The sequence below is a fragment of the Nonomuraea sp. NPDC051298 genome, assembly GCF_055586305.1.
On the sequence record NZ_JBVJIM010000017.1, the window covers coordinates 36,873 to 62,428 of the forward strand.

A 25,556-nucleotide genomic window follows, 5' to 3' on the forward strand; every position below is an offset into this window, starting at 1 on the left:
GCTCCATGCCCACGATCGAATTCCACGGATTCCGCCGCGACGAGGGGGACGCGCTGCGCCAGGCCGTCGCCGAGGCGGTGCGAGGCAGCGACTTCGCCGCCGACATCGTGCTGTGCGAAGGGACGAACCGCACGGTTCACGACCTCGAAGGGCGCAGCCGGCCCTTCGTACGCGTCCTGACGCGGTCGGTGGAGCGCGCGGCGATCTTGCGTCGGCAGCTCGTCCCGCTGGCCGACATCGAGATCGTCCTCATCGATTTCTACGAAAGGAACGCGACGTGACCGTCGATGAGACCTTCGAGGACCGGTTGGTCGAGGCGATCCAGCCGATCCGCCACGCCTTCCTGGCCAACGCGTTGTACGCCTTCCTGCGCAGCGGCCTCGCCGCTTCGCTGGCCGAGCGGCCGATGACGGTGGACGAACTGGCCGGACGCCATGACCTGGATCCCTTTCGCCTGCACGGCCTGCTGATCTACCTGGCGAACGAGGGGTACGTGGAACCGGCGGGCGAGTCGGTCCACCTCACCAGCCGGGGAGCGGGCCTGCGTGAGTTCGAGCCGTGGTACACGTTGCTGATCGGCGGCTACGCGACCACCATGACGGAGCTGGGCGGCACCCTGCGCAAGGGCGCCGACTACGCCTCGCGCAACGGCGCCGAGGTGGGCCGGGGTAGCTGCGGGATCAGCCGGTTCGACGCGATCCCGCTGGCCACAGGTCTGCTGGCGGCAGCCGGCGTGACCCCACGGCGGGTGATCGACATCGGGTGCGGCGACGGTTCGTTCCTCCGGGAGCTGCTGGCGGCGATGCCCGGCGTGACGGGCATCGGGGTCGATCCGGACGCCGACAGCATCGCCGGCGCCGTGGCCGCGTCCGCGGCGGCCGGCCTGGCAGGGCGCACGCGCTTCCACACCGCCGACGGCGTGGAGTTCGCGGCGGCCGCCGCGGCGGACCTCGGCGCGGGCGACTGCTTCGTGACGTCGTTCGTGCTGCAGGAGATCCTCGAACAGGACGGTGAGAACGCGCTGGTCGAGATGTTGCGCGGGCTGTTCCTGGCCGCTCCCGACGCTCACCTGCTGGTCGTCGAGGTCGACCACCGGCCTCAGGACGTGCCGGTGATGCGCGAGGGACTCGGCCGCGCCTACTACAACCCGTACTTCCTGCTGCACCGCCTGACGGCTCAGCGGCTGGAGACCCGCCAGTTCTGGGAGCGGCTCTTCGGCAGGGCGGGGTTGCGCGTGATCGGGACCAGGGTCGTGGATCCCGCCGTCGACTCCACCGGGTTCGAGATCGGCTTCCTGCTGGCGGCGACATGAGCCGAGGCGAGCGGAGGCCGACGGGCCCCACCGCGCTGACGCCCTTGCAGCGGCGGCTCGAGTACGTGGCCGGCCATCCCGAGCGGGACTGGATCCTGGCGTTGGAGAACGTACCGGTCTGGCCCGTGCGGCCCGATCTCGGCGGCGACGCGTGGGAGAGCACGTGGCGCTACGAGAGCAGCAGGGGGGAGCGAGGTCTGGTGGCCGGGATCTGCCGGCGGGAGGCCGAGTTCGGCCGGCCTCGCCCGGATCCGCGTGAGGTGCTGGTCACCCACGGCGCGATGGACGCGCTGGGGCTGTCGCTGCGGCACCTGGCTTCCGTGGGCTGCCAGGTCCTGCTCGCCGAGCCACCGCTGCTCGGCAGCATCGGCGATCTCGCCGCCTCGCTGGGCATGCGGGTGGAGCTGGCCGACACCGACCGCATGCTGGACCGGCTGACCAGGCTGAAGCCGTCGGACGAGCCGATCGTGCTGTATCTCAACACCCCGCACAACCCGACGGGGACGACGCTGCCGTCGGCGGTCCTGTCCGCCGTGCTCGAGCTGGCCCGCTCGCGGCCGGCCTGGGTACTGGCCGACCTGGTCTACGACAGCTACGACTTCTCCGGCGACACCGGACGCGCCGAAGCCTGGGCCGCCGCCGCCGGGCATGCCCGCCTGCTCGGCGTGAACTCCGTGTCCAAGAACTACGGCGCGCCGGGGCTCAGGGTCGGCTGGATCACCGGGCCCGCCGAGGTGATCGACGCGCTGACGGCCCGGCTGGAGTACGAGACGATCGCGGTGCCCGGCGCGACCCAGGAGATGGCCGCGCGCCTGATCGAGCACGGGAACGAAGCGCTCGTCGAACGGGTCCGCCAGGGCAGGGCGCAGGTCGGGCGGTGGTGGCGGAACCAGGGAGGCAGGCCGGACCCGGAGCCGGGCAGCGGCACCCAGGCATGGCTGCCCCTGAGACCCGGCACAGAGCTGGAGAGCTACTCCCAGCTCCTGATGGAGGAGTTCGGCCTCGTCGCGGTGACGTCGTCGAGTTACCTGGGCTGCGACCGGCCGCACCTCCGGATCCCGCTCGGCTTGCCGGGCGAGCGGCTGGACGACGTGCTCGGCGTCCTGGAGAAGACGGAGTCGATGGACCTCGGCGCCTGACCGACGGGGCGGCCGAGGCCCGGCCGCCCCGCCGGTCAGCGGCTGTCGGCGACGAACCGGGCGAGCCGGTCCAGGCCGCGGTCTATCTGCTCGGCGTCCACCACGCTGCACGACAGGCGGATGCCGTGCAGGCCGCCGCCGTCCGCGTAGAAGTGGCACATCGGGGTCCACAGCACGCCGTATTCCTTGGCCGAGCGTTCCAGGGCCAGGTCGTCGGCGACGAAGGGCACGCTCAGCACGGCGAAGAACCCGCCGGTCGGGATGTTCCAGCCGACCGGCGCGCCCTCCCCCGGGGGGAAGCGGTCGCGCAGGCCGTCCAGCAGCCGGGTCATGTTCTCCCGGTACAGCGCGATCTCGGACCGGTTGGCCTCGACGAGGCTGCAGCCGTGGCTGATGAGCCTGCCCGCCACCACGGCCTGGGCCAGCGGCGCCGTGTTGACCGTGATCATGCTTTTGATCTTGGCCAGTTCGTCCGCCAGCAACGTCGGGCGGCCGGCGTCCGAGGCCACCCGCTGGTCGGCGACCGCGAAGCCGACGCGCGCGCCGGGCAGGCAGCTCTTGGCCAGCGAGCCGAGGTAGACCACCCGGCGGCTCCGGTCCAGCGACTTGAGAGTCGGCGTCCGTGACGCGGGATCCTGGAACACCCCGTACGGATTGTCTTCGATCAGCAGGATGTCCTCGTCGTTCGCGATCTCCAGCAGCCGCCGGCGGACCGGGACGGGCAGGCTCTTGCCGGAGGGGTTCGCGAAGTCCGGGACCAGGTAGCACGCCCGCACCCGCTTGCCCGCCCGCCGGATCCGGCGTATCTGCGCCACCAGGTGGTCCAGGTCGATGCCCTCCGGCCCCTCGCGTACCCGCTCGACGGGGAAGTCCAGCAGGCGCGCCGCCCCGAACAGGCCCACGTACGTCGGGGAAACGGCGAGCAGCACGTCGCGGCTGTCCGCCCGCAGCGCCCGCAGCAGCAGGAAGAGCGCCTCCTGGGCGCCGACGGTGACCACGATGGACTCGGGATCGGCGGTGACGCCCTCGTCCACACGCAGGTACGTGGCCAGGATCTCGTGGATGACCCCCTTGGTCCTGCCGTACTGGAACAGCGTCCGACGGATCTGGTCGTCCGTGAGACCCAGCGCGCTCTTCAGATGGTCGCGGTAGACGTCGAGGTAGCCGTGCAGATCGGATACGTCGAAGAAGCCCTCGTAAGGTCGCCCCGCCGCGAAGGGCACCGCGTCAGGGAAGCGGCCGGCCACCTCGTTGAGGAAGTTCATCGAGTTCAGGGCCGGATCGCCGAGGCCGGAATGCAGCGTGTCGAGCCGCAGGTCGGCGGCGTCCGCGAGGTCAACAGGATCGCCCATCGCTCCCCTTCTGGTCATGTCCGGGTGCCGCGCGGCGGTCGCAGCCGCAGCGCGGGACCCGTACCGTTGTCAGAGCACGCGCGCTTGCCAGGTCCGGGCAGCCGGCGAGTGCCAGGTTCAGCGCCAGCTCGTCCGACAGCCGCGACAGCAGTCGCCGGACCCCGCGCTCGCCGTCCACGGCCAACGCCCACAACACGGGTCTGCCGACCAGCACGGCCGACGCGCCCAGCGCCAGAGCCTTGAGCACGTCGATCCCATCCCGTACGCCGCTGTCCAGCAGCACCTCGCAGCGGTCCCCGACCGCTTCGCGCACGCGCGGCAGGGCGTGCGCACTGGGCAGCGCGCCGTCCAGTTGCCGGCCTCCGTGGTTGGAGACGACCACCGCGTCGGCGCCCAGCTCCACGGCACGCAGGGCGTCGTACGGATCCAGCACGCCCTTGACCACCAGCGGAAGCGTGGTCCGAGCCCGGACCCATTCGAGATCGGCCCAGGTCAGCGCCGCGTCGAACAACTGAGCCGTGTGCGCGGCGATGGGCGCGGGCCCGCTTCCTGGAACGGCGCTCAACGTCTCCGGCAGGTTCGCCGCGGTGATCTCAGGAGGGACCGTGAAACGGTTGCGAAGGTCCCGCAACCGGCGGCCCATCCGCGGGACGTCCAGGGTCAGCATCAGGGCGCCGCATCCGGCGGCCTCCGCCCGGCCCATCAGCTCGGCGGTCAGACGGCGATCCTTCAGCCAGTAGAGCTGGAACCACGTGGCTCCCGCCAGCGCGGCGGTCTCCTCGACGCGCACCGACCCGAGCATGGCCGCGGCCAGCGGAACTCCCGCCGCCGCGGCGGCCCTGGCCACCGCGCGCTCGCCGTCCGGATGGACCAGCCGGTGGTAGGCCATCGGCGCCACCCCCACCGGCATGGTCGCCGGCGTCCCGAGAACGGTGGTGGCCAGGCTCGGCGCGGAGACGTCCCGCAACACCCGCGGCACCACGTGCAGCTCGTCGAAGGCCGCCCGGTTGGCGGCGAGCGTCGTCTCCGCTCCGGCGCCGCCGGCCACGAAGTCCCAGATCGGCCGGGGCAACGTGCGGCGGGCCCGGTCGGCCAGCTCCGCTCCGTCGAGTGCCTCCCCCTCCGCTACGCCGTCCATGGCCGTCCCGACCGGCCCACGACGGAAGCCGGTTGGCCCGTGGCCGCGGACGTCTCGGAGACGCCGTCGGCGGGCACGTCGGGGCTCCACGGCCGGTAGCGGCCCAGCCCGTACAGCAGCGGTCGCGAGTCGGCCTGGCTGACGAGCTGGAACACGGTGCCACAGACGATGACGTGGTCGCCGACCGTCGTGACGTGGCTGACGCGGCAGTCCGCGATCGCGTGCGCGGCCTGCAGCAGGTGCGGTCCGCCCGAGCCCTGTGCGAGCTGCCAGTCCACGAGGTCGAAACGGTCCTGCCGGCCGGAGGCGAACAGTTCGGCGACCGGCTGCGCGCTGTGGTGAAGCAGGTTGACCGCGAACGTGGCGGTCAACAGCAGGGCACGCAGTGTCGGGCTGGCGTCGCGCAGACAGACCAGCAACGTCGGGGGTTCCAGGGTGACACTGCACACCGACGAGCAGGTCATGCCCCGCGGACGGCCCTGGTCGTCCGCGGTGGTGACGATGGCCACGCCGGTGGGGAACCCGCGCATCATCGCGCGGAACCCGTCCTTGCTGGCCATCTCAACGGATCGTCCGATCGATTCGGTCACGGCACACCACCTTGGGTCGGGGAGGCCGCGACCGGCGCACGCCTCACCCCGCGGTCGAGGAGGGACAGCAGCGGGCCGGTGAGCCCGGTGGTCACCAGCGCCATCACGGTCAACGCGAGGAACAGCGCGTCGCTCAGGATGCCCGCGCTGTGACCCGCCTGCAGAATGACGATCTCGGTGAGACCCCGCGTGTTCATCAGCACGCCGACGCGCGCGGCGGTCCGCCTCGGACAGCCGGCGAGCCGCGCGCCCAGGTACGTGCCGCCCACCTTGCCGGCGATGGCCAGCGACGTGGCGATCACGGGAAGACTCCACGAGACGGCGAACGACGGGTCGGTGAACACGGTGATGCTGGTGACCACGAAGAAGATCGGCACCAGCCGGCGGCCCACGCCCGACACCGCCACCGCGGCCCGCTGCCACTGAGGGTTCTCCGTATCCGCCGGCAGCGCGAGTCCCACCAGCACGGCGCCGAAGACCGCGGTCAGCCCGAGCCACTCGACGGTGGTGGACACCAGCAGGGCGGCGCAGGCCACCGCGAACGCCGTGCCGCGACCGGGACGGAACCCGCCCAGCGCCCTTCTGACCACGAGAGCGGCGGCCACCCCGCCGACGAGGGTGGCCAGCGTGGAGAGCAGGCCGTTCACCGAACCCGATGCCAGGCCCACGGCCACCGCCAGCAGCAGCCAGGCCACCGCGTCGATGACCACGGCCGAGCCGAGAGAGAGCCGCCCGGCCTCGGAGTCGAACAGGTCGCGGTCGGTGAGGATCCGGGCCAGGACGGGAACCGCCGTCACGGCCAGCGCGGCGGCGACGAACACGACGAACGCCGGCGTCGGCGCGGTCCCGCGCGCGGCGCCGTCACCGGTCCACAGGACCCAGCCGGCCAGCGCCGCACCGGCCACCAGGGACGGCACCATCGCGCCGGTCGCCACCTTGCCCAGCGCGCCGGGACGAAGCCGCGCGGGCCCCGACCCCAGCCGATGCGTGACGCCGACCAGATACAGCACGAGACCCGCCACCGACACCAGGCGCAGCACCTCGAGCACCGGCTCCGCCAGCAGGAACGCGAAGTTCCGCGGGCCGGCCAGCGCCATCAGGGCTGGGCCGCTGACCATCCCGGCGGCGATCTCGCCGATGACCTCGGGCTGCCCGAGCAGCCTCGCCACCGCCCGCCCGGCCATCGCGACCAGGAACACCGCGGCCAGCGCCCCGGCCACGTGAAACGTGAGGACCGCATATTCGCCGATCATGGAACCTCCGCTCACGTGATCAGCGGAACTGGGCGAAGTACTCGTACTGGGTGGGGAGCGTGCGGACCAACCGCTGTGCCGTGCTCCTGACGAGCTGGAACTCCTTGCGGGCCTCGGTGTCGTCCGCCAGCGCCAGCGCCGGCGAAGGTCGCAGCTCCAGGCCGCCCATGCCGAGCAGGATGCACATGTAGGAGTACGGCGGCAGGCCGTGGTAGTAAGGGAAGATCGTCTCGCTGTCCGGGAGCTTCACCCGCCATTGCTCGATGCGTTCGGCGAGCGTGTCCGGGATGGGGCGCGTGTTCGTGTCCCGCCAATACTGGGTGTCGTCGCGCGCGGCGGCCTTGTAGTGCAGGATCAGGAATTCGCGGACGCCGTCCATGACGTGCGCGACCGCGCTGTTGTACATGTCGCGCAGTTCCGGGTCCCGGTCCGGGCCGGGAAAGAACTTCACGAGCTGCTCGATGGCGTGGTGAATGAAGAAGATCCCGGTCGATTCCAGCGGCTCGACGAATCCGCTGGACAGCCCGACGGCGACACAGTTCTTGACCCATGAATTGCGGCTGCGGCCGATCCTCATGCGGATGTGGTTGGCTTCCACGTCATCGGCCGCGGGCCCGACGAAGGCGCGCAGCGCGCGTTCGGCCATCTCGGGCTCACAGTAGTCGCGGGCGTACACGTATCCCGTGCCGATCCGCCCGAACAGCGGGATGGTCCAGATCCAGCCGGCGTCCTGCGCGGTGGCGGTCGTGCACGGCCGGATGCCACGCTCGCGCATGTCCAGCGGCACCTGAAGGGCGACGGCGCTGTCGTTGGGCAGGGTGTCCTGGTAGGAGATGAACGGCTCCCGCAGCGCCTGGTTGAGCAGCACTCCGCGAAAGCCCGTGCAGTCGACGAACAGGTCGCCGGAGATCCGGCCGTGCTCGCGGGTGCTCACATGGCTGATCCAGCCGCGCTCGTCGAGCACCGCCTCCAGCACGTCGTCGACGACGTGGGTGACGCCGCGGTCGGTCGCGTAGCCGGTCAGGTACTTCGCCAGCAGCGCGGCCTCGAAGTGGTAGGCGTACGGGAACTGGGTCTTGCCCTGGTGCTCGGACATGGTCAGGCGGCGCAGGTCCGACTCGTCCGCGTCCACGCCGTCGGACGCGAACAGCCTGCCGTCGAGATGCCGTGGTGAGCGGCCCTCGTCGCAGAGCGAGGCGATGACGAAACAGTCCTTGTCGAACCGGTCCGACGGGCTCTCGCGCAGCCACCAGTCCGTGAGCGGGAACCCGTCGATCACGGGCACCTGCTCGAAGGGGTGGTAGAAGTGGTGACCCGGCCGACGCCAGTTCTCGAACCGCACCGCGAGCTTGTACGTCGCGTTGCACGACGGCATCCAGTCCGTCTCCTTGAGACCGAGAAAGTCGAAGAAGTGACGGATGTCGCTGAAGGTGGCCTCGCCGACCCCGATCGTGCCGATCTTGGCCGACTCCACGACGGTGATGGAGATCCGGTTGCCGAAGGCGGCGGCCAGGTAGGACGCGGTCATCCAACCAGCCGTGCCACCGCCGACGATCACAACGCTCTGCCGCATTCTCTTCTCCCAGGTAGGTACGCAGCCGGCCGTCCAGCAACCAGGCCAGGCCAGCGCGCGACAACATCTCGGACACTCGGCCGCATGGGCGGCAGCTAGTTCAGGTCCTCCGCGTCCGGCACGAGCGACGCCCGCGGATACGACGGCAGGGGAAAGGCGGCGCAGAGCCGGTCCACGGCGGCGGAGGCGGCCGTCCGGACGGCGGCGTCCAGGTGATAGTCGCTCTGGCCGGCCGGTCGCACGGCGGCGAGGACGGAATGAATGAGATCGGCGCACTCGATCGCCTCCGCCTTGCCCATGCCGCGGGCGGCGGCGCTGTTGGTGCCCAGGCGGATCCCCCTGGTGATCCGTACGGGCGTGGTGTCTCCTGGAACGCGGTTCTTGTTCACCACGATCCGGCAGGACTCGAGCGCGCGTTCGGCCACCAGCCCGGTCATCCCCGTACGGCCGAGGTCGACCAGCACGATGTGGTTGTCGGTGCCGCCGGTGAGGACGTCGTAGCCGTGCTCGCCGAGACGGAACGCGAGCGCGTCGGCCGACTCGACGATGCGGGCGGCCATGGTACGGAACCCGGGGGTGGCCGCGCGCGCCAGCGCCGCCGCCTTGGCCGCGATCGTGTTGACCGACGGCGCCCCCTGGGAGAAGGGGAAGACCGCCCGTTGCAGGAAGCCGGAGAGCGTGCCGTCGCCGCTGGGGGAGGGGGCGTCGTGATCCCGCCCGCACATGATCAATCCACCGCGCGGACCGTAGAGCTGCTTGTGCGTGCAGGTGGTGGTGATGTGCGCATGGTCGATGGGGTTCGGCTGCAGCCCGGCGGCGACCAGGCCGGCGGTGTGGGAGATGTCGGCCACCAGGTAGGCGCCGACGCTGTCCGCGATCGCGCGGAAACGCCCGAAGTCGATGCTCCTCGGGTAGGCGGTGGCGCCACAGATGATCACCTTGGGCCGGTGCCGCTCGGCGAGCCGCCGCACCTGCTCGTAGTCGATCATGCCGTCCTCGGCGAGCCCGTAGCCGATCGCGTTGAAGTAGCGGCCCGCGTAGGCGGCCGGACTGCCGTGCGTGAGGTGACCGCCGTGCTCCAGGGCCATGCCGAGCAGGGTGTCGCCGGGCCGGAGCAGCGCCGACAGCACGGTGTAGTTCGCCGTGGTCGCCGAGTGCGGTTGCACGTTGACGTACGCGGCGGCGAACACCCGCCGGGCCCGCTCGATCGCCAGGCTTTCGATCGTGTCGACCAGGTCGCAGCCCGCGTGGAACCGCCGCCCGGGGTATCCCTCGGCGGTCACGTTCACGCTCGTCGAAGCGAGGCTGACCAGGACGGCGGGATCGACGACGCTGGAGGACGCCACCAGGGACAGCGTTCCGGCCTGCCGCCGATGCTCCGCCGTCAGGGCGCGATACAGCTCAGGATCGTCGCTGCGCAACCGTTCGCTGCCAGTCTCCAGCAGCGCCCGGAACTCGTCATCGATCATCGATCGGGGCCCCTCCTGCAGTGTCGAACCGGCCCGGCGGAGTGGAAGCCGGCCAAGCCGCTGCGCGTTCACAGTCGATCTGGTCGCGACCGTATGGCGGCGTGAGTTATGGGCCAGTTACGCGGACGGGCCCACCGCGCCACGCGAGGAGATGGCCGTAACCCGTCGATAACCAGATCGGTCCTACCGTCGCCAAGCCCACGCGGGTGGACGAGGAGGGGGATCCGATGGACGAGATGGCGGAGCTTCTGCGGCGGCTGCCCGCCGAGCGGCAGGCCAGGCTCCTGAGACACGTCAGCTCCAGAGCCTCGGGGCCCGGCGGCGCAGCGCTCGTCCGGCGGCCGGACGGCGAGCCGCCGCGCGCTTCGTACCAGCAGGAGCAACTGTGGCTGGCGGATCGTGTCGGCGAAGGCTCGGCGCGCAACAGCATCGCTCTGCTGCTCACCTTCACCGGACCCCTGGACCGCGAGGCGCTGCTCACCGCGGTCGGCCGGGTCGTGCGCCGGGATGCCGTGCTGCGCACCACGTTCGAGGAGCACGAGGGCCGGCCGCGCCCCGTGGAGCGTTCGCCCGGCGAGGTCGCGGTGGCCGTCGTCGATCTGTCCGGCGAGGACGAACGGTCGAGGGAGGCGGTCGCGCGCGAACTGTGCCGGCAACGGGCGGCCGAGCCCTTCGACCTCGGCGCCGAGGTGCTGCGTGTCACGTTGCTGAAGGTGGACGACCTGGATCACCGGCTGCTGTGGGTGGTGCACCACCTGGCCTGGGATCCGACGTGCACCGCGTTGCTCGTCAGGAATCTCATGGCGTTCTACCGGGAGGCGGCCGGGGAAGGAGCGGCGGACCTGCCGGAACCGGCCCTGCGATACGCCGACTACGCCGCCTGGAGCGCGGAACGCCCGACCGGCCCCGCCACAGAGGACTACTGGCGGGACAAGCTCGACGGGCTCGGCCGCTGCGAGCTGCTGCCCGACACCCCGCGCGGTCAGGCGCGGCGCGGCCGGGGCGCCGTCCTGTCCGCCGAGTTCCGCGGCCCTGTCGCCGACCAGGTCCGCGCGGTCGCCGAGAGGTACGACGCGACGACTTACATGGTCCTGCTCACCGCGTTCGTCGCCGTCCTGCGCGCCTGTGCGGGCACGGACGACGTCGCGGTGGGAGTGGCCGGCGCGGGACGTCCGCACCGGGACCTCGACGAGGTGATCGGCTGCTTCGTCAACATGCTGGTCCTGCGCACCGACGCCGCCGGCGACCCCACCGTCGCGGAGCTGCTCCGCAGGGTGGTCGCCACGACTCGGGAGGCGTTCGAGCACGATCTGCCGTTCGAGCGCGTGGTGCGGATCTGCCGGCCGCGCCGCGACCCGACCCGTCCGCCGCTGTTCGGCGTCGAGTTCACCACTTTCGCCGACAGGCAGGAGACCGAGGAGCGGATCGGCGACCTGACCGTGCGGGTGGAACTGCTGCACGACGGCGCCGCCAAGTTCGATCTCTCCTTCATGGTCACCGAGTCGGCGGACGCACTGAGGGTCGAGGTCGAGTACGACCGCGGCCTGTATCGGGAGGAGACGGTCCGCGACCTGGTGCGCCGCTACGGCCGGGTGCTCGCCGCGGCGGTCGGCGAACCGGGCCTGCGGCTCTCCGAGCTGCCCGTGCTGTTCGACGACGAGCTGCCCTCCCTGCCGCCGGCAGGTGGAGGGAGCGGGCCGGGAGCGGACGATCCCCCGCCTGTCCACAGCGATCTCGCGAGCACGGCCGTCGCCTCGCCCGACTCCCTCGCGGCCGAGCGCGACCACGACGGCCTCCGGTACGGCGACCTGCACCTCCGCTCCGACCAGCTCGCACACCGGTTGCGGGAGAGAGGGCTCGGCCGGGGCGACGTCATCGCCGTCCGCGCCGAGCCCGAGCCGGCCACGGTGGTGGCGCTGCTCGGCGTGCTCAAGGCCGGCGCGGCATGCGTGGCCATGGATCCCGAGTGGGACAGCGCGCGGTGGAGCCGGGTGCTGGCCGTCTGCCGGCCCGCGCTGCTGATCACCGGGCCGAACCCGGACCACTTGGCCAACCCGTACGGCCTGGCCGAGCTGCCACTGTCCGAGCTACCGCTGTCCGAGCTACCGCTGTCCGAGCTACCGCTGTCCGAGCTACCACTGTCCGGGGACCTCTCGTCCGGTCGGGTTCCGGCGCCCGCGGACGGCGCGGGGCCCGACGATCCGGCCATCCTGTTCCCGGCGCTCGGGGACGAGGTCGTCGTCGTGACGCATCGCGCGCTGCGTGCCGCCACGCGGGCACTCGGAGCGCACCTGCGCCTGAACGGCGACGACATCGTGGCCGGGCTGGCGCCCGTCTCGTCGGTCTCGGCGGCACTGGAACTCTTCTGCGCCCTGTCCGCCGGCGCCCGCATGGTCTTCGCCGGCCCGTCCGCACGCCGGACGCCGGAGCAGGCCATGGCCCTGCTGAAGGAGAAGAGGGTGTCCGCGGCGCATTTCGCTCCGGCCCTGTTCTCCATGGCCGACCCGGCGGGGCTGCCCGATCTCCGGCTGGTCACGTCCAGCGATCCCTCCGTCCCCGCCGAGGCGCTGGCCCGCTGGGAGAGCCGGGACCGAAGCGTACTGACCTGGTACGGGCCCGCGGAGTGCGCGGGAATGGCCCTGACGTCATCGCCGGGCACGGCCGTACCGGGCCGGCCGGTCACCGGTCACCACGCCCTGGTCCTCGATGACGGCCTGCGGCCCGTGCCCACCGGTGCGCCGGGAGAGCTGTGTCTCTGCGGCCCGCACGTGGCACACGGGTATCTCGGCGCACCGGAAGCCACGGCGGCGCGCTTCGTGCCGAACCCCTTCGGGGAAGGGCCGGACACCGCGCTGCTGTTCCGCACGGGCGAGAGGGTGCGCCGGCGTCACGACGGCGCGATAGAGCTGGTGGACGCGTCCGACCGGCGACGGCTGGACGGCGGCGCGTCGTCCGGGACCGCTCAGGAGGCGCCCGCCCGCGACGAACTGGCCCTGCGGATCGTCGCCGAAGTGTTCGGGCCCGTCCTCGGCCTGACCGGGCTGGGGGTGAACGACGACTTCTTCGGCGCCGGCGGCACGTCACGGGAGATCATCCGACTGGTGGCCGAGGCCGAAGCCCGTTTCGGGGTCCGGGTCAGCCTCGTCGACCTGTTCGAAACGCCGACGGCGGCCAACCTGGCCCGGCTGATCCGTGCCGCGGACGCCGCGCCGGGCCCGTCGCCGGCCGACAGCGACGATCTCGTGGCGCGCGTGCTGGAGTCGGTGGAGCGGCTCTCCGACGAGGAGGTGGCGGCTCGCCTGCGGGAAGACTCCTGACAGGCGCTCGCCTGCGGGAAGACTCCCGACAGGCGAGCCGCCAGGCTACTCGCCCTTCGCGCTGATCCGGACGGCGGCGCCCACGTCGTCGCCGTCCTGCGGCGGTAGCTGGATCGCCTTGGTCTCGCAGTAGGCGTCGAGCCCCCAGCGGCCCAGCTCCCTGCCGGTGCCGGACCGCTTGTAGCCGCCGAAGGGCGCCAGCAGGTTGAAGGGCGCGCCGTTGACGTCCACCCGGCCGGTGCGAAGGCGGGCGGCGACCGCCACGCCCTGCTCGACGTCGCCGCACCACACCGCTCCGTGCAGGCCGTACTCCGTGTCGTTGGCGAGCCGGACGGCGTCGTCGACGTCCTGATAGGACATGACGCTCAGCACCGGCCCGAAGATCTCGTCCTGTGCCGCGTGCGTGCCCGGCCGCACGTCCGCCAGGACGGCGGGGTTGAGGAAATAGCCGCGCTCCAGGCCATCGGGGCGATCACCGCCGACGACCAGCCGCGCGCCTTCGGCGACGGCGCGGTCGATCGACGCCAGCACCCTCGCCCGGGCGGCCTCGGACACGACGGGGCCGATCTCGGTTTCCGGTGAACGCGGATCCCCGACCCGTAGCGCCGCCGCGGACTCGGCGGCGATCTCGACGGCCTCGTCGTGACGACGTGCCGGCACCAGCATCCGGCTCCAGGCGAGACACGCCTGACCCGCGTTGAACATCGCCTGGCCGACCGTGGCGCGTACGGCGAGTTCCAGATCCGCGTCGGGCAGCACCACCGAGGCGTTCTTACCACCCAGCTCGAGACTCACCCGCGCCGCCCTGGGCGCGCCCAGCTCGGCGACCCGCCGCCCGGCCCGCGCCGACCCGGTCAGCGACATCGCGGCCACGCCGGGATGCGCGCTGAGCGCTTCGCCCGCGACCACGCCGCTGCCGCAGACCATGTTGACCACACCTGGTGGGAGATCGCACTCGGCGAGCAACTCGCAGAGCAGGTACACGCACAGGGGCGTCAGCTCGCTCGGTTTGAGCACGACGGTACAGCCGGCCGCCAGCGCCGGCGCCAGCTTCTGGGCGATCAGCAGCAGCGGGACGTTCCACGGCGTGACGCAGCCGACGACGCCGATGGGCTCCTGCCGGACCAGCGATCCGCCCACCCGCGAGGTCCACGGATAGCTCGGCGCGAGTTCGAGGTAGGACCGCAAAACCTCGACGGCGAACGGGATCTGCACGCCCCGGACCAGATGCCGCGGCATGCCGGACTCGGCGGTGATGATCTCGGCCATGCTGTCGGCCCGCTTCTCCAGCAGGACGGCCAGCGCGGCGAGGCGGTCGAGCCGACTCCGCAACGGCAGGGCCGACCAGCCGGGGAACGCCTCCGTCGCCGCGCTCACCGCCGCGTCGATGTCCGCGGCGCCACCGAGCGGCACGGTGCTCAGAGTCCGCTCCGTGCTGGGATCGACGACCGCCAGGGTGTCGTCCGTGCGGGACCGGACCCACGCGCCGCCGATCCAGAACTCGCCCCGTCCGGCGGCGAAGTCGGTTGGCGCGGTCCACAAAGGTGGGCTGATATCTCGCACGCTTTTCTCCTCGCCAGGGCTCGTGCGAATCGCTCGTACGATTCGAAACTCGTACGATTCGAAAGAGGAGGCCGACATTAATGCGGCCGGGTTATCCGGTGGTTACGACCGAACATAACCAAGAAACAACCACGTGCTCCGGTAGCGTCCTGCCCGATCGGGACTGATCGCGGAGGGACTTTTCTCGTGGCAAGCAAGAACATCAGTGGTGCTCGTCCGGAGCCGATTCCGCTGCGGACGATGTCCGTTTCGCAATCCGACGAGAATGACCGCGGGCGAAATGACGCGGTCGCGGTGGCCCTGTCCCCGCTGGAGGGCGCGCCGCTCGTGATGGACCTCGCGCTCGACCGGCCCCGGCCGGCGCGTCGGCGGCCTCGGCCGCACCTGTGCGACGTGCCCGTCACCTCCGGTGACCTGGCAGGCGTCGCCGCTTTGGCGGACGCCCCAGGCGCGTGGACCGGCCTCCTGCTCACCCTCCTCGCGCGCTACAGCGGTGAGCGGGAGCTGGTGCTCGCGGCGCCCGCCGGCGACCGGGCGGCTCGGCTCCACCGCTTCTCGGCCGAGCCGCGGGAAAGCGTCCGCGCGCTCATCACGCGCACCGCGCGGCAGTTGGCCGATGCGGCGGGCACAGGTGCCGTTCCGCTCGACGAGCTGGCCGAACGCCGGCATCCCGACACCGCCTCCGGACACCTGCCCATCGCGATGGCCGCGGTCGCGCTCGGCCGCGAGCAGGAGCACTGGATCGGCAACACCGACATCGCCGTCCTCGTCGACGACTCCGCCGTGACCCTGGCGCTCAACACCGAGCTGTGGGAGACGGGGACCGCCGAGCGGATGGCCGGGCACCTCGCCCGCCTCGCGCGGGCCGTGCTGGCGGACCCGCAGGTCACCGTCGCGACGGCGCCGCTGCTGTCGGCAGAGGAACGACGGCTCATGCTGGTCGAGTGGAACGCGACCACGACGGAGTGGGACTCGGCCGCCTCCTACGCCGGCCTGCTCGCCGAACAGGCCGCCGCCCGGCCGGACGAGCCCGCCGTCGTCGACGGCGACCGCGTTCTCAGCTTCGCCGAACTCGACCTCCGTACCCACCGCATCGCTCAGCACCTGCGGCGGCTCGGCGCCGTACCGGGCACGAGGATCGGGCTGCTGTGCCCCAGGAGCGCGGCCTTCGTCGAGGCGGTGATCGGGATCATCAAGACCGGGGCGGCCGTCGTCCCGCTCGACCCGATGAACCCCGACGCGCGCCTCGCTCATCTGGTCGAGGACTCCGAGCCGCTGGTTCTGCTCGTCGCCGCGGAGTGCCGCGAACGCGCCCCATCGGGCGTGGACTGCCTGCTCATCGACTCGCCGGTGTTCGACGGGGAGCCGGGCGAGCCGGTGGACGCCGAGATCACCGCCGACACCGTCAGCCACCTCATCTACACCTCCGGCTCCACCGGCGAACCCAAGGCGGTGCTGGAACGGCACGGGGCGGTGGTGAACCTGGTGCACTGGACGCGCCGCGCGTACGGGGTGCGCCCGTCCGACCGGGCGTCGTGGCTGTCCGCGCCCGGGTTCGCGGTCCAGCTCATGGAGTGGATGCCCTACCTGGCCTGTGGCGCGGCGATCCACATCGCGGACGGCGAGACCGCCGGCTCACCGGAGCTGATCAAGGACTGGCTGGTCGCCGAGCGGATCACGCACACCATGCTCATCGCGGCCCTCGCCGAGCGCGCCTGGCGGCTTTCCTGGCCGCAGGACGTGGCGTTGCGGGTGATGGTCACCACGGGTGAGCGCGTGCACAGTTGGCCGCCGGCGGATCTGCCGTTCCCGATCGTGATGACCTTCGGCACGACGGAGACGACGAACGTGCTGTCCTGCCTCGACCTCGGCGCCGGTGTGGACGTGACGGCGCGGGCTACCGACGGGCGGCTGCGGGAGGCCCGGCCGGTGCCCGTCGGCCGGCCGATCGCGAACCAGCGGGTGTACGTGCTCGACGAGGCGGGCCAGCCGGTGCCGACAGGCGTGGTCGGCAGGTTGCATGTCGCCGGGGCGGGGCTGGCCGCCGGCTACCACCGGCGGCCCGAGCTGACCGCCGCCGCGTTCCGGGCCAACCGGCTGCCGGAGGAACCGTCCTCCGTCCTGTACGACACGGGGGACTTCGCACGCTACCGGGCCGACGGCGTCGTGGAGATCCTCGGCAGGAGCGACACCCAGACCAAGGTCCGGGGCTTCCGCGTCGACCTCGGAGAGGTGGAGAGCGCGCTCGCGACCACCGACGGGATCGGCGAGGCCGTGGTGACCACTGCCGGGAGCACGCCCGACGACACCCGCCTCGTGGCCTATGTGACACCGGCCGGAGAAGCGAGCCCCTCGGTGCCCGAGCTGCGAGCCCTGCTCTCCCAGCGGCTGCCGCACTACATGATCCCGTCGGCGTTCGTGGTGCTGGAGCGACTGCCGCGGTTGCCCAACGAGAAGGTGGACCACCGAGCCCTGCCTCCCGCGGACGTGGGTGCGCGGGAGAGCCTCAGCACCGCCTACACCCCGCCGGACGGTCCCACCGAGCGTAGGCTGGCCGAGATCTGGGCACGGGTCCTGCGCGTCGCGAACGTCGGCCGCCACGACGACTTCTTCGAACTCGGGGGTCACTCCCTGCTGGCCATCCAGTTGCTGCAGGAGGTGCACAAGGAGTTCGACGTCGAGCTGTCGCTGCCCGACCTCGCCGCCGCGCCCACGCTGTCCGGAGTGGGCGGCCTGCTCGAGCAGCGCGCGGGCCGGGACGGCCGGTCCGCCGCGGACTTCCCGGAGCTGACGGCGGACCCGGCCGCCAGGTTCGAGCCGTTCCCGCTGAACGACAGCCAGCAGGCCCTCTGGATCGGCCGCGGTGACGCGGTCGAGCTGGGGAACGTCGGCTGCCACGGCTACTTCGAGTGGGAGAGCCCGGACCTGGAGGTCGAACGCTTCGTCGCGGCCTGGCGGCGACTGGTCGACCGTCACGACGCGCTGCGCACAGTGGTCGGCGCCGACGGCACTCAGCGCATCCTCGCCGAGCCGCCCGACTTCCGCGTTCCCGTCGAGGACCTCACCGGCGCCGATCCCGCGACGACCCGGCGCCGGCTGCTCGAGACCCGCGAGGAGATGTCGCACAAGGTGATCCCCGACGACGGCTGGCCGCTGTTCGACCTGCGGCTCACCGTCTTCGCCGACGAGAGCCAGGGCGGGCGGCGCACCCGGATCCACCTGAGCCTGGACATGCTGATCGCGGACGCGTGGAGCTACTTCCAGGTGCTCGTCCCCGACCTGGTGCGCCTCTACGAGAGCCCCGACGCCGAGCTGGAGCCGCTGCGCATCACGTTCCGGGACTACGTGCTGGGCACCGAGGGGGTGCTGGAGTCGACCGAGCTCTACCGGCGTTCCCGGGAGTACTGGCTGCGGCGGCTGCCCGACCTGCCCCCCGCCCCCCAGTTGCCCTCCCGCAGTCCCGCCCCGGGGGAAGAGGTGCGGTTCGACCGGCGCGCGCATCGGCTGACGCCGGAGGAGTGGCGCCGGCTCAAGGAGTCGGCCGGCGCCGTCGGCGTCACCCCGCCCGTCCTGCTCACCGGCGTCTTCGCCGAAGTGCTGCGCACCTGGAGCGGCCAGGAGCGCTTCACCATCAACTTCCCCCTGTTCAACCGGCTCCCCGTGCACCCGGACGTCAACCTGCTGATCGGGGACACGACGACCACGCTCCTGCTCGCGGTGGAGAAGGCGGACGGCACCTTCGCGCAGCGCGTCCAGGCGCTGCAGCGGCAGCTCTGGACCGACCTGGAGCACCGCTACTTCAGCGGCGTCCGCGTGCTTCGCGAGCTGGCCCGCGAGCGCGGCGACATCTCCGCGGCGATGCCGATCGTGCTGACCAGCCTGCTCGGGCACCCGCCGCGCCGGTACGCGACCGCGCTCGGCGAAGCCGTCTACTCGATCTCGCAGACGCCTCAGGTGTCGATCGACTTCCAGGTGTTCGAGATCGCCGGGGCACTGGAGTTCAACTGGGACTTCCTGCCGCAGTTGTTCCCCGACGGCCTCATCGACGACATGTTCGCGGCGTACTGCCGGCTGCTGGGCGAGCTGGCGGCAGGCCAGGACGCCTGGCGGGAGGAGCGGCTCGACCTCCTTCCCCCCGCACAGCGGCGGTTGCGGGACGAGGTGAACAGCACCGCCGCCGACGTGCCCGACGTCCTGCTGCACGAGCTGTTCCTCGCGCAGGCCGAGCGGACGCCCGACGCGCCCGCGGTGATCACCGGTGATCGCCGGCTCACCTACGCGGAGCTGCGGTCGGAGGCGGCCAAGGCCGGTCGTGAGCTGAGAAGGCAGGGCGTCGGCCCAGGCCGCCTGGTCGCCGTCGTGATGGAGAAGGGCTGGGAGCAGTACGTCGCCGTCTACGGGATCCTGATGGCCGGGGCGGCGTACCTGCCGCTCGACCCCGGGGTGCCGGCGTCGCGGCTGCGCTTCCTGCTCGCCGACGGCGCGGTGGACATCGCGCTGTGCCGGGCCAGCCTGTCCGGCGGCATCGACTGGCCGGAAGGCGTACGCGTGCTCACGGTCGGCGAGGACTTCCCCGACGCCGACGCCGACGCCGACGCCGACGCCGAGCCGATGCGCAGTGTGCAGCTCCCGACGGACCTCGCCTATGTCATCTACACCTCCGGGTCGACCGGCGACCCGAAGGGCGTCATGGTCGATCACCGCGCGGTGGTCAACCACGTGCTCGACGTCAACAGGCGCTTCGAGATCGGGACCGCCGACAAGGCCATGGCGACCGCGGCGCTGAACTTCGACATGTCGGTCTACGACGTGTTCGGCCCCCTGGCGGCCGGCGGCGCGGTGGTTCTCCCCGAGCCGTACGTGCGACCGGATCCTGACCACTGGGTCGAGCTGGCCGAACGCGAGGAGGTCACGTTCTGGGCGGCGGTCCCCGCGCTGATGGAGCTGGTCGCCGGATGCGCGGAGGACCGCGGCGGCGCGGCACTGAGCACACTGCGAACCGTGGTCATGGCCGGCGACTGGATTCCCCTGCCCCTTCCCGGCCGTCTGCGTGCGCTCAATCCCCGGCTGCGCGTCGTGAGCTGCGGCGGCCCGACCGAGACGGTGAACTGGTCGATCGCCTATCCCATCGGCGACGTCGACCCGGACTGGGTCAGCATTCCCTACGGCAGTCCCATGGCCAACCACCGCTACCACATCCTGGACGCCGATCTGCGGGAATGCCCGGTGTGGGTGCCGGGACAGATGTACGACGCCAGCGAGATCGGCCTGGCGCGGGGCTACTGGGGTGATCAGGAGAGAACCGCGCGGACCTTCGTCCGGCTGCCCAGTGGCGAGCGCGCCTATGCCACCGGAGACCGCGGCCGTTACCTGCCGGACGGCACGATCGAGATCCTCGGGCGGACCGACCTGCAGGTCAAGGTCCGGGGGCACCGGATCGAGCTGGGCGAGGTGGAGGCGGCGCTGCGCTCGCATCCCGAGGTGGAGCAGGCCGTGGTGGTGGCCGTCGGTGAGCACGCGAGGCGGGGCCTGGTGGCGTACGCCGTTCCGGCCGCGGGGAGCGCCCCGGCTCCGGTCCCGGAACGCCTGCGTGAGCACGTCGCGGGACTGCTGCCCGCCGCGATGGTGCCGGACCAGGTGATCGTCAGGGACGAGCTGCCGCTCTCGCCGAACGGCAAGATCGATCGGCGGGCGTTGTCGGCCCGGCCGGCGCGGACCGCGCCGCGCACGAGAGAGCACCGCCCGCCGGCGGATCCCGTGGAGGTCGCGCTCGCCGAGCTGTGGAGCGAGTCGCTCAACGTCGCCGAGGTCCAGGCGACCGACCAGTTCTTCGACCTCGGCGGCAACTCCATGATCGCGGCGGTTCTGGCCCGCAGGACGGGCGAGCTGTTCGGGGTGGACCTGCCGCTCAGAACCGTGTTCATGCAACCCACCGTGGCCGACATGGCCGCTGTGCTGCGTGCGCATCCTGAGTTCGGACCCAAGGTGGTCGAGACGGCCGAGCTGCTGCGGCGGCTGCGCGAGGCCGGCGAACACGCGGTCGACCGGCTCATGAACGACCCGGACGCCATCGGCTGAGGGGACGGCGGTGCCGGCGCCACCCTGGCCCGGCACCTGAACGGCGTGAACATCGTGCGGCGCGACCGGAGGACTGCATGGCCCTGGGAAAGCTCTTCAAACACCGCGATTTCATCAAGTTGTGGGCCGGTCAGACGGTCAGCAACTTCGGGGATCGCATATCGCTGATAGCGCTGCCCACCGTGGCGATCCTCCTTCTCGACGGCGGCCCGCTGGAGGTCGGCGTCCTCGGCGCCGTGCGCTTCGCGGTGTTCGTCGTGCTGGGCCCGGTGGCCGGACTGGTCGCGGACAAGACGGGCCGGCGGCGGATCATCATCCTGGCGGACGTGGGCCGGCTGCTCGCGCTGGTGTCCATCCCCGTCGCGTACGCCTTCGACGCGCTCACCATGGCCCAGCTCTTCGTGGTGGCGACCGTTTCCGGAGCCCTAACCGTGCTGTTCGAAGTGTCGTATCAGGCGTACGTCCCCGACCTCGTCGGTTCGGACCACATCGTGGAGGCGAACACGAAGCTCCAGGTCAGCCGCTCGGGGTCGGAGGTGCTCGGCGCGGCGGCCGGGGGAGCCCTGATCGGCTGGCTGGGCGCGGCGCTGGCCGTGGCCGTTGACGCGGCGACCTATCTGGTGTCCGCGATCTGCCTGGTGTTCGTACGCCATCGCGAACGGCGTGACAGCACGCCGCGGGCGTCGGCCGAGCAGGTCGAGCAGGTCGAGCAGGGCGAGCAGGGCCCGTCTGGGGGCGTTCTCGTCGGGTGGCGGGTTCTTCTCCGGTCGCCGGTGCTGCGGAACCTGATGATCGCCACTACGGCGTTGAACCTGGGCATGTCCACCGGAGACGCGCTGATCCTGCTGTTCGCCTACCGCGAGGTAGGGCTCACGCCCGCCCAGGTCGGCATAGCGTTCGCCGTGGGCGCCGTCGGGTTCGTGGTCGGCACGCTCGTCGTGCGGGGCCTGACCCGGCTGCTCGGAGTCGGCGGGACGCTGGCCCTGGCCACCGCGGTGGCGGCGAGCGCCTATTTCGTGCTGCCGCTCGGCAGGGCCGGAGCCGCGGTGCTGGTCCTCGCCCTCGTGCAGTTCCTCATCGGGATGATCAACTCGGTGTACGACGTCCACGTGATGAGCCTGGTGCAGTCCGTGACGCCGAACGAGATCATGGGCCGTGTGACGGGCACGGCCCTGTCGGTCGTGTTCGGCGCGGTGTCGCTCGGGTTCCTGGTCGGTGGCGTCGTCGGAGACCTCGCGGGAATCGTGCCGGGACTCCTGGCCTCCGGCGGGCTCGTGCTCGTCTCCACCGTGGTGATCCTGGTCAGTCCGTTGATCCGCGTTCGCACCCACGACAGTGCCCCCAAAGCAGCCGTCCCGTCCGCGGTATGACGCCGAAGGCCCACTCACCAAAGGGATCACCAGTGCCGGACAAATCTCCAGAAAACGGTCTGGACGTGGACGAACGGCTGTCGCACCTGTCGGCCGAACGCCGGCGGCTCGCCGAGCAACTGCTGCGGCGACAGCGCCCGCCGGCCGGCCCGGGGCCCGTACCGCGGCCTGACCCCGGCGCGTGGACCTCGTTGTCCTACGCCCAGCAGCGCCTGTGGTTCGCGCACACACTGGCCGAGCATCCGGGGACGCTCAACGATCCGCTCGCCGCGCGGCTCACCGGCGAGGTCGACGTCGCCGTGCTGCAGCGCGCCCTGCGGGACGTGGTGGACCGGCATGAGATCCTGCGGACGGTCATCGACCTGGTGGACGGCTCGCCCATGCAACGCGCGCTGCCGTCGGCGCCGGTCACCGTGCGCGAGATCGATCTCACCGATCGCCCTGACGAGGTCGACGCGGTCGTCAGAGCCGAAGCCGACCACGCGTTCGACCTCCGCGAAGCACCGCTGCTGCGAGCCTGCGTCCTCCACCTCGGGACTCGCGAGCACGTCCTGCTGATCACCCTGCACCACATCGTCAGCGACATGAACTCGCCGGCCATCCTGGCCGGCGAACTGTGGCACCTCTACGGGTGCCACCGCGACGGGTCGGCGCCGCGGCTGCCCGCGCTCCCGATCCAATACGCCGACTTCGCGAGGTGGCAACGGGAGACGCCGCGAGCGGACCGGTTGCCGGGCTACTGGCGGAGCAGGCTCGCCGACGTGCCCGCGGCCCCGGGGCTGTTCGGTGACGAGGGCGGCCGGCCCCGCGGGGGCAGGGAGGGCTCGATCGACGTGGCGTTCCCTGACGACGCGCATGACACGCTGGTGGGGGCGGCCAAGCGGGAACGCGTGTCGCCCTTCGTCTTCGCGCTGGCGCTGTTCCGGGTCCTGGTGTGGTACTTCACCGGCAGCCGGGACGTCCTCATCGGCACGCCCGTGCACGAGCGCTCCCTGGCCGAGACCGAGCACCTGATCGGCCCGTTCCTCAACCTGCTGCCGCTGCGCAATGCCCTTCGAGACGGCGACACGGTACGGTCGATGCTCGCCCGTGAGAGCGAGACCGTGCTGGGCGCCCTCGAGCACCGCGACCTGCCTTACGAGCTGCTGGCACGAGGTGACCGGCTCGCGCCGACCGGCAGGACGTCCCTGTTCGACATCGTCTTCTCCTACGAGTCGGGAACGCCGGCACTGCCGCGACTGCCGGGCACCGAGGCCGAGCACGTCGAAACGGGGGAGAGCGGCGGCCAGTTCCCGCTCATGGTGAAGCTGGTGGGTTCGGGGCACGCGCTACGGGCCCGATGGATCTACGACGATCGAGTCCTGTCCGCCGAGGCCGTCGCAGAACTCGCCGCGGCCTACGGGGAGTTGCTGCGAGCGGCGGTGGCGGAGCCGACATCGGAGATCTCCCGGTTGACGGCGCCCCTGCCGATCTGGGAGACGACTCCGGACGATTCCATCGTGTGGCTGACCGATGACGAGATCGAACCGCCCTCAGGTCCCACCGCCGAGCACGTCGCGGAGATCTGGCGCGAGTTTCTCGGGTTGGACGCCGTCGGCGCGGACCAGAACTTCTTCGGTCTCGGCGGTCATTCGCTGATCGTGGTGAAACTCGCGATGAGGCTGCACGCCTCCTTCGGCGTCGAAGTGACGGTGGCCCAACTCTTCGACAACCCGACGGTCCGCGCCCAGGCGGCGCTCCTGGACGGCCTTCTCATGGCAGAGGTCGGAGACCTGGATCCCGACGAGTTGTCGAGCCTGCTCTCCGACCTCACGTGATATCCCCTCACCCACGGGAACCTTCTTCGGACGCCCGCCCGACCAATGAGCCGCCGCCCCGGTCATGAGGCGGCGGCGTCGGCTCATCAGCCATTGATGATGCGGTGATAAAGGCGTCTGGTCTCGATATGCGGGGTCACGCCGAGCCGCCGGTGAAGCTGTTCGACGCAGAGCGCGTACCAGTCATGGACCCTCGCCAATTGATGTTGGGCGGCATGAGAGCGCATCAACGCCTGATAACTGGCCTCGCGACAGGGATCGACCTCCAGCATGCGCTGGTTCAGCGTGACGACTGATGGATGGTCGTTGCGCTGCTCGGCGTACTCGGCCAGATGGCTCATCGCCTGCAACAGCGAGTCCTGCAGCCGTTCGCGCTGCAGCGCGGCCCAGATATCCGTGCTGTCCTGCAGATACGGGCCGTGATAAACCGCGATGGCCTGGGAATAGTGCCGGCGGGCGACCCGGATCTCTCCCGACCGGTGCAACCGCAGACCACGGTTCACCGCACGCTGAAACTCGTGGACGTCGATCCAGGCGTCCTTGACGTCCAAGAGATAACCCGAACGCTGCGACACGATACGCAGCGGGGCTTCCTCCGATCTGCTCGCCTCATCGAGAATGCGGCGAAGGTTGTGGATCGCGACTTTCAGTGAGGTGCCCGGCGCCTTGGTGCTGGTCTCACCCCAGATCGCGTCGATCAGTGACTCTTTGGAGACCGGTTGCTGAGCGTTCATCAGCAGGAACTGCAGTACGCTGCGCGCACGGCCGGCCCGCCACCGTTCGATGTTCACGCCGTTGATCAGCAGCCTGAACTCACCGAACATACGGACCTCATGAGGGTGGCCGAGCGATGCCGCCGCAGCCGGCCCACCCTTGGTCCGGGTCCAGAAGTTACCGCGCGTCGATGGATTCTCCCATACAGGCATGATGTTCTTCATGACTCCCCCAAGAGAACGGTGTTACCTGAATTGGTCACTGGGAGGCGGGGCCGCCCATGTTCGGCGACCCCGCCACGGGTCTCATCAGTGGCATCCGAATCTCTTCGCCTGCGAACAGACTGCCTATTGGTGCTGAAATGACGCTGAATACGCTATGAAACAGCAGTTTGTGGTGTTAAGTGAGGTTCCAGTCTGGCCGAGCCTTGGGTCCTCACCGCGATCCGGTCCACCTGCCAGTGAAAGGACGCCCCTGCAGTCCTTCAGGCAGGCATGTGTGGGCTCTCCTCTGCGGCAGTCGCGGCTCCCCCGAGCACAGCGGCGGCGCTGATCGCGACGACCACGAGGATGCCGAACTGTCTGCTCCGCGCATGAATTGTTTCCCGCCAGGGTGTTTTGTCGGACGCGAGAATCCTAGGAATGCGCGGTATGGCAGCGGTATGGCGGCGGCAGGCCACCGCATACCGCGCCCGAGACGATCGCATGCGACCCGCCGCCGCAAGGCGTGCGCGTCAACGGCGGGGGCGACCGGCCGGGCGGGGCAGGCGGTTTTCATGCGGAGATCATGCGCCCGGTGATCGATCGTGGTCAGTGACGTCAGTCGCGCTACGGAGGTTACGCATGAAGCACATCCGACACGCAGCCGTCCG

The 25,556-nt window shown here is 71.1% G+C and carries 15 protein-coding genes; 7 read left to right on the forward strand and 8 right to left on the reverse strand.

The window, feature by feature from the left end:
• Positions 1-5: 5 nt before the first annotated feature.
• Genes ACZ6S0_RS37100 through ACZ6S0_RS37110 form a run of 3 tightly spaced genes read left to right on the forward strand, consistent with a single transcriptional unit; the run spans position 6 to position 2,451 of the window.
• Complete coding sequence (locus ACZ6S0_RS37100; RefSeq protein WP_465923996.1) at positions 6-281, forward strand: hypothetical protein; 276 nt, start codon at positions 6-8, stop codon at positions 279-281.
• Positions 278-1,312 (forward strand): methyltransferase domain-containing protein, encoded by a 1,035-nt coding sequence (locus tag ACZ6S0_RS37105; protein ID WP_465923997.1) that lies wholly within the window; start codon positions 278-280, stop codon positions 1,310-1,312. Before ACZ6S0_RS37100 ends, ACZ6S0_RS37105 begins: the two co-directional genes overlap by 4 nt.
• Positions 1,309-2,451 (forward strand): aminotransferase class I/II-fold pyridoxal phosphate-dependent enzyme, encoded by a 1,143-nt coding sequence (locus ACZ6S0_RS37110; protein WP_465923998.1) that lies wholly within the window; start codon positions 1,309-1,311, stop codon positions 2,449-2,451. The genes ACZ6S0_RS37105 and ACZ6S0_RS37110 overlap by 4 nt, the downstream gene beginning before the upstream one ends.
• Before the next feature lie 35 nt (positions 2,452-2,486).
• On the opposite strand, the gene ACZ6S0_RS37115 is transcribed toward ACZ6S0_RS37110, so the two are convergent.
• The 6 genes from ACZ6S0_RS37115 to ACZ6S0_RS37140 all read right to left on the reverse strand — a co-directional run bounded on the left by ACZ6S0_RS37115 (position 2,487) and on the right by ACZ6S0_RS37140 (position 9,826).
• The gene (locus tag ACZ6S0_RS37115; RefSeq protein WP_465923999.1) at positions 2,487-3,803 is read right to left on the reverse strand and encodes an aminotransferase-like domain-containing protein; all 1,317 of its coding nucleotides are present in this window, start codon (positions 3,801-3,803) and stop codon (positions 2,487-2,489) included.
• Complete coding sequence (locus ACZ6S0_RS37120) at positions 3,787-4,941, reverse strand: alpha-hydroxy acid oxidase (protein ID WP_465924000.1); 1,155 nt, start codon at positions 4,939-4,941, stop codon at positions 3,787-3,789. Before ACZ6S0_RS37120 ends, ACZ6S0_RS37115 begins: the two co-directional genes overlap by 17 nt.
• Entirely contained in the window at positions 4,929-5,531 is a 603-nt protein-coding gene (locus tag ACZ6S0_RS37125; RefSeq protein WP_465924001.1) for a flavin reductase family protein, read from the reverse strand. Before ACZ6S0_RS37125 ends, ACZ6S0_RS37120 begins: the two co-directional genes overlap by 13 nt.
• Positions 5,528-6,784, reverse strand: a complete 1,257-nt coding sequence (locus tag ACZ6S0_RS37130) for a cation:proton antiporter (RefSeq protein ID WP_465924002.1) — start codon at positions 6,782-6,784, stop codon at positions 5,528-5,530. Before ACZ6S0_RS37130 ends, ACZ6S0_RS37125 begins: the two co-directional genes overlap by 4 nt.
• A gap of 19 nt (positions 6,785-6,803) precedes the next feature.
• Positions 6,804-8,357 (reverse strand): tryptophan halogenase family protein, encoded by a 1,554-nt coding sequence (locus ACZ6S0_RS37135; protein WP_465924003.1) that lies wholly within the window; start codon positions 8,355-8,357, stop codon positions 6,804-6,806.
• 95 nt (positions 8,358-8,452) lie between these two features.
• Entirely contained in the window at positions 8,453-9,826 is a 1,374-nt protein-coding gene (locus tag ACZ6S0_RS37140; protein WP_465924004.1) for a serine hydroxymethyltransferase, read from the reverse strand.
• A gap of 227 nt (positions 9,827-10,053) precedes the next feature.
• On the opposite strand from ACZ6S0_RS37140, the gene ACZ6S0_RS37145 reads away from it, so the two are divergent.
• On the forward strand, positions 10,054-13,143 hold the full coding sequence (locus ACZ6S0_RS37145; RefSeq protein WP_465924005.1) for a condensation domain-containing protein: 3,090 nt from the start codon (positions 10,054-10,056) through the stop codon (positions 13,141-13,143).
• 45 nt (positions 13,144-13,188) lie between these two features.
• Here the strand turns inward: ACZ6S0_RS37145 and ACZ6S0_RS37150 are convergent, their stop codons facing one another.
• Complete coding sequence (locus ACZ6S0_RS37150) at positions 13,189-14,706, reverse strand: aldehyde dehydrogenase family protein (RefSeq protein WP_465924006.1); 1,518 nt, start codon at positions 14,704-14,706, stop codon at positions 13,189-13,191.
• Between the two features lie 240 nt (positions 14,707-14,946).
• Here ACZ6S0_RS37150 and ACZ6S0_RS37155 point away from each other — a divergent pair, with 240 nt between their 5' ends.
• From ACZ6S0_RS37155 to ACZ6S0_RS37165, 3 genes are all read left to right on the forward strand, one after another.
• Entirely contained in the window at positions 14,947-20,784 is a 5,838-nt protein-coding gene (locus ACZ6S0_RS37155) for an amino acid adenylation domain-containing protein (RefSeq protein ID WP_465924007.1), read from the forward strand.
• A 77-nt stretch (positions 20,785-20,861) separates the two neighbouring features.
• Positions 20,862-22,154 carry an MFS transporter gene (locus tag ACZ6S0_RS37160; protein ID WP_465924008.1) on the forward strand — a complete coding sequence of 431 codons (1,293 nt, stop codon included), beginning with the start codon at positions 20,862-20,864 and terminating at the stop codon, positions 22,152-22,154.
• A 65-nt stretch (positions 22,155-22,219) separates the two neighbouring features.
• Positions 22,220-23,971, forward strand: a complete 1,752-nt coding sequence (locus tag ACZ6S0_RS37165) for a condensation domain-containing protein (RefSeq protein ID WP_465924009.1) — start codon at positions 22,220-22,222, stop codon at positions 23,969-23,971.
• 86 nt (positions 23,972-24,057) lie between these two features.
• Here the strand turns inward: ACZ6S0_RS37165 and ACZ6S0_RS37170 are convergent, their stop codons facing one another.
• Positions 24,058-24,909, reverse strand: coding sequence for an AfsR/SARP family transcriptional regulator (locus ACZ6S0_RS37170; protein WP_465924010.1), 852 nt, complete (start codon positions 24,907-24,909; stop codon positions 24,058-24,060).
• Positions 24,910-25,556 lie beyond the last annotated feature (647 nt).

Bases quoted from the DNA above. Each gene is read 5' to 3' on its own strand.
- ACZ6S0_RS37140 (WP_465924004.1), bottom strand. From the start codon at position 9,826: ATGATCGATGACGAGTTCCGGGCGCTGCTGGAGACTGGCAGCGAACGG.
- ACZ6S0_RS37145 (WP_465924005.1), top strand. From the start codon at position 10,054: ATGGACGAGATGGCGGAGCTTCTGCGGCGGCTGCCCGCCGAGCGGCAG.
- ACZ6S0_RS37115 (WP_465923999.1), bottom strand. From the start codon at position 3,803: ATGGGCGATCCTGTTGACCTCGCGGACGCCGCCGACCTGCGGCTCGAC.
- ACZ6S0_RS37170 (WP_465924010.1), bottom strand. From the start codon at position 24,909: ATGAAGAACATCATGCCTGTATGGGAGAATCCATCGACGCGCGGTAAC.
- ACZ6S0_RS37100 (WP_465923996.1), top strand. From the start codon at position 6: ATGCCCACGATCGAATTCCACGGATTCCGCCGCGACGAGGGGGACGCG.
- ACZ6S0_RS37130 (WP_465924002.1), bottom strand. From the start codon at position 6,784: ATGATCGGCGAATATGCGGTCCTCACGTTTCACGTGGCCGGGGCGCTG.
- ACZ6S0_RS37135 (WP_465924003.1), bottom strand. From the start codon at position 8,357: ATGCGGCAGAGCGTTGTGATCGTCGGCGGTGGCACGGCTGGTTGGATG.
- ACZ6S0_RS37155 (WP_465924007.1), top strand. From the start codon at position 14,947: ATGTCCGTTTCGCAATCCGACGAGAATGACCGCGGGCGAAATGACGCG.
- ACZ6S0_RS37110 (WP_465923998.1), top strand. From the start codon at position 1,309: ATGAGCCGAGGCGAGCGGAGGCCGACGGGCCCCACCGCGCTGACGCCC.
- ACZ6S0_RS37160 (WP_465924008.1), top strand. From the start codon at position 20,862: ATGGCCCTGGGAAAGCTCTTCAAACACCGCGATTTCATCAAGTTGTGG.
- ACZ6S0_RS37120 (WP_465924000.1), bottom strand. From the start codon at position 4,941: ATGGACGGCGTAGCGGAGGGGGAGGCACTCGACGGAGCGGAGCTGGCC.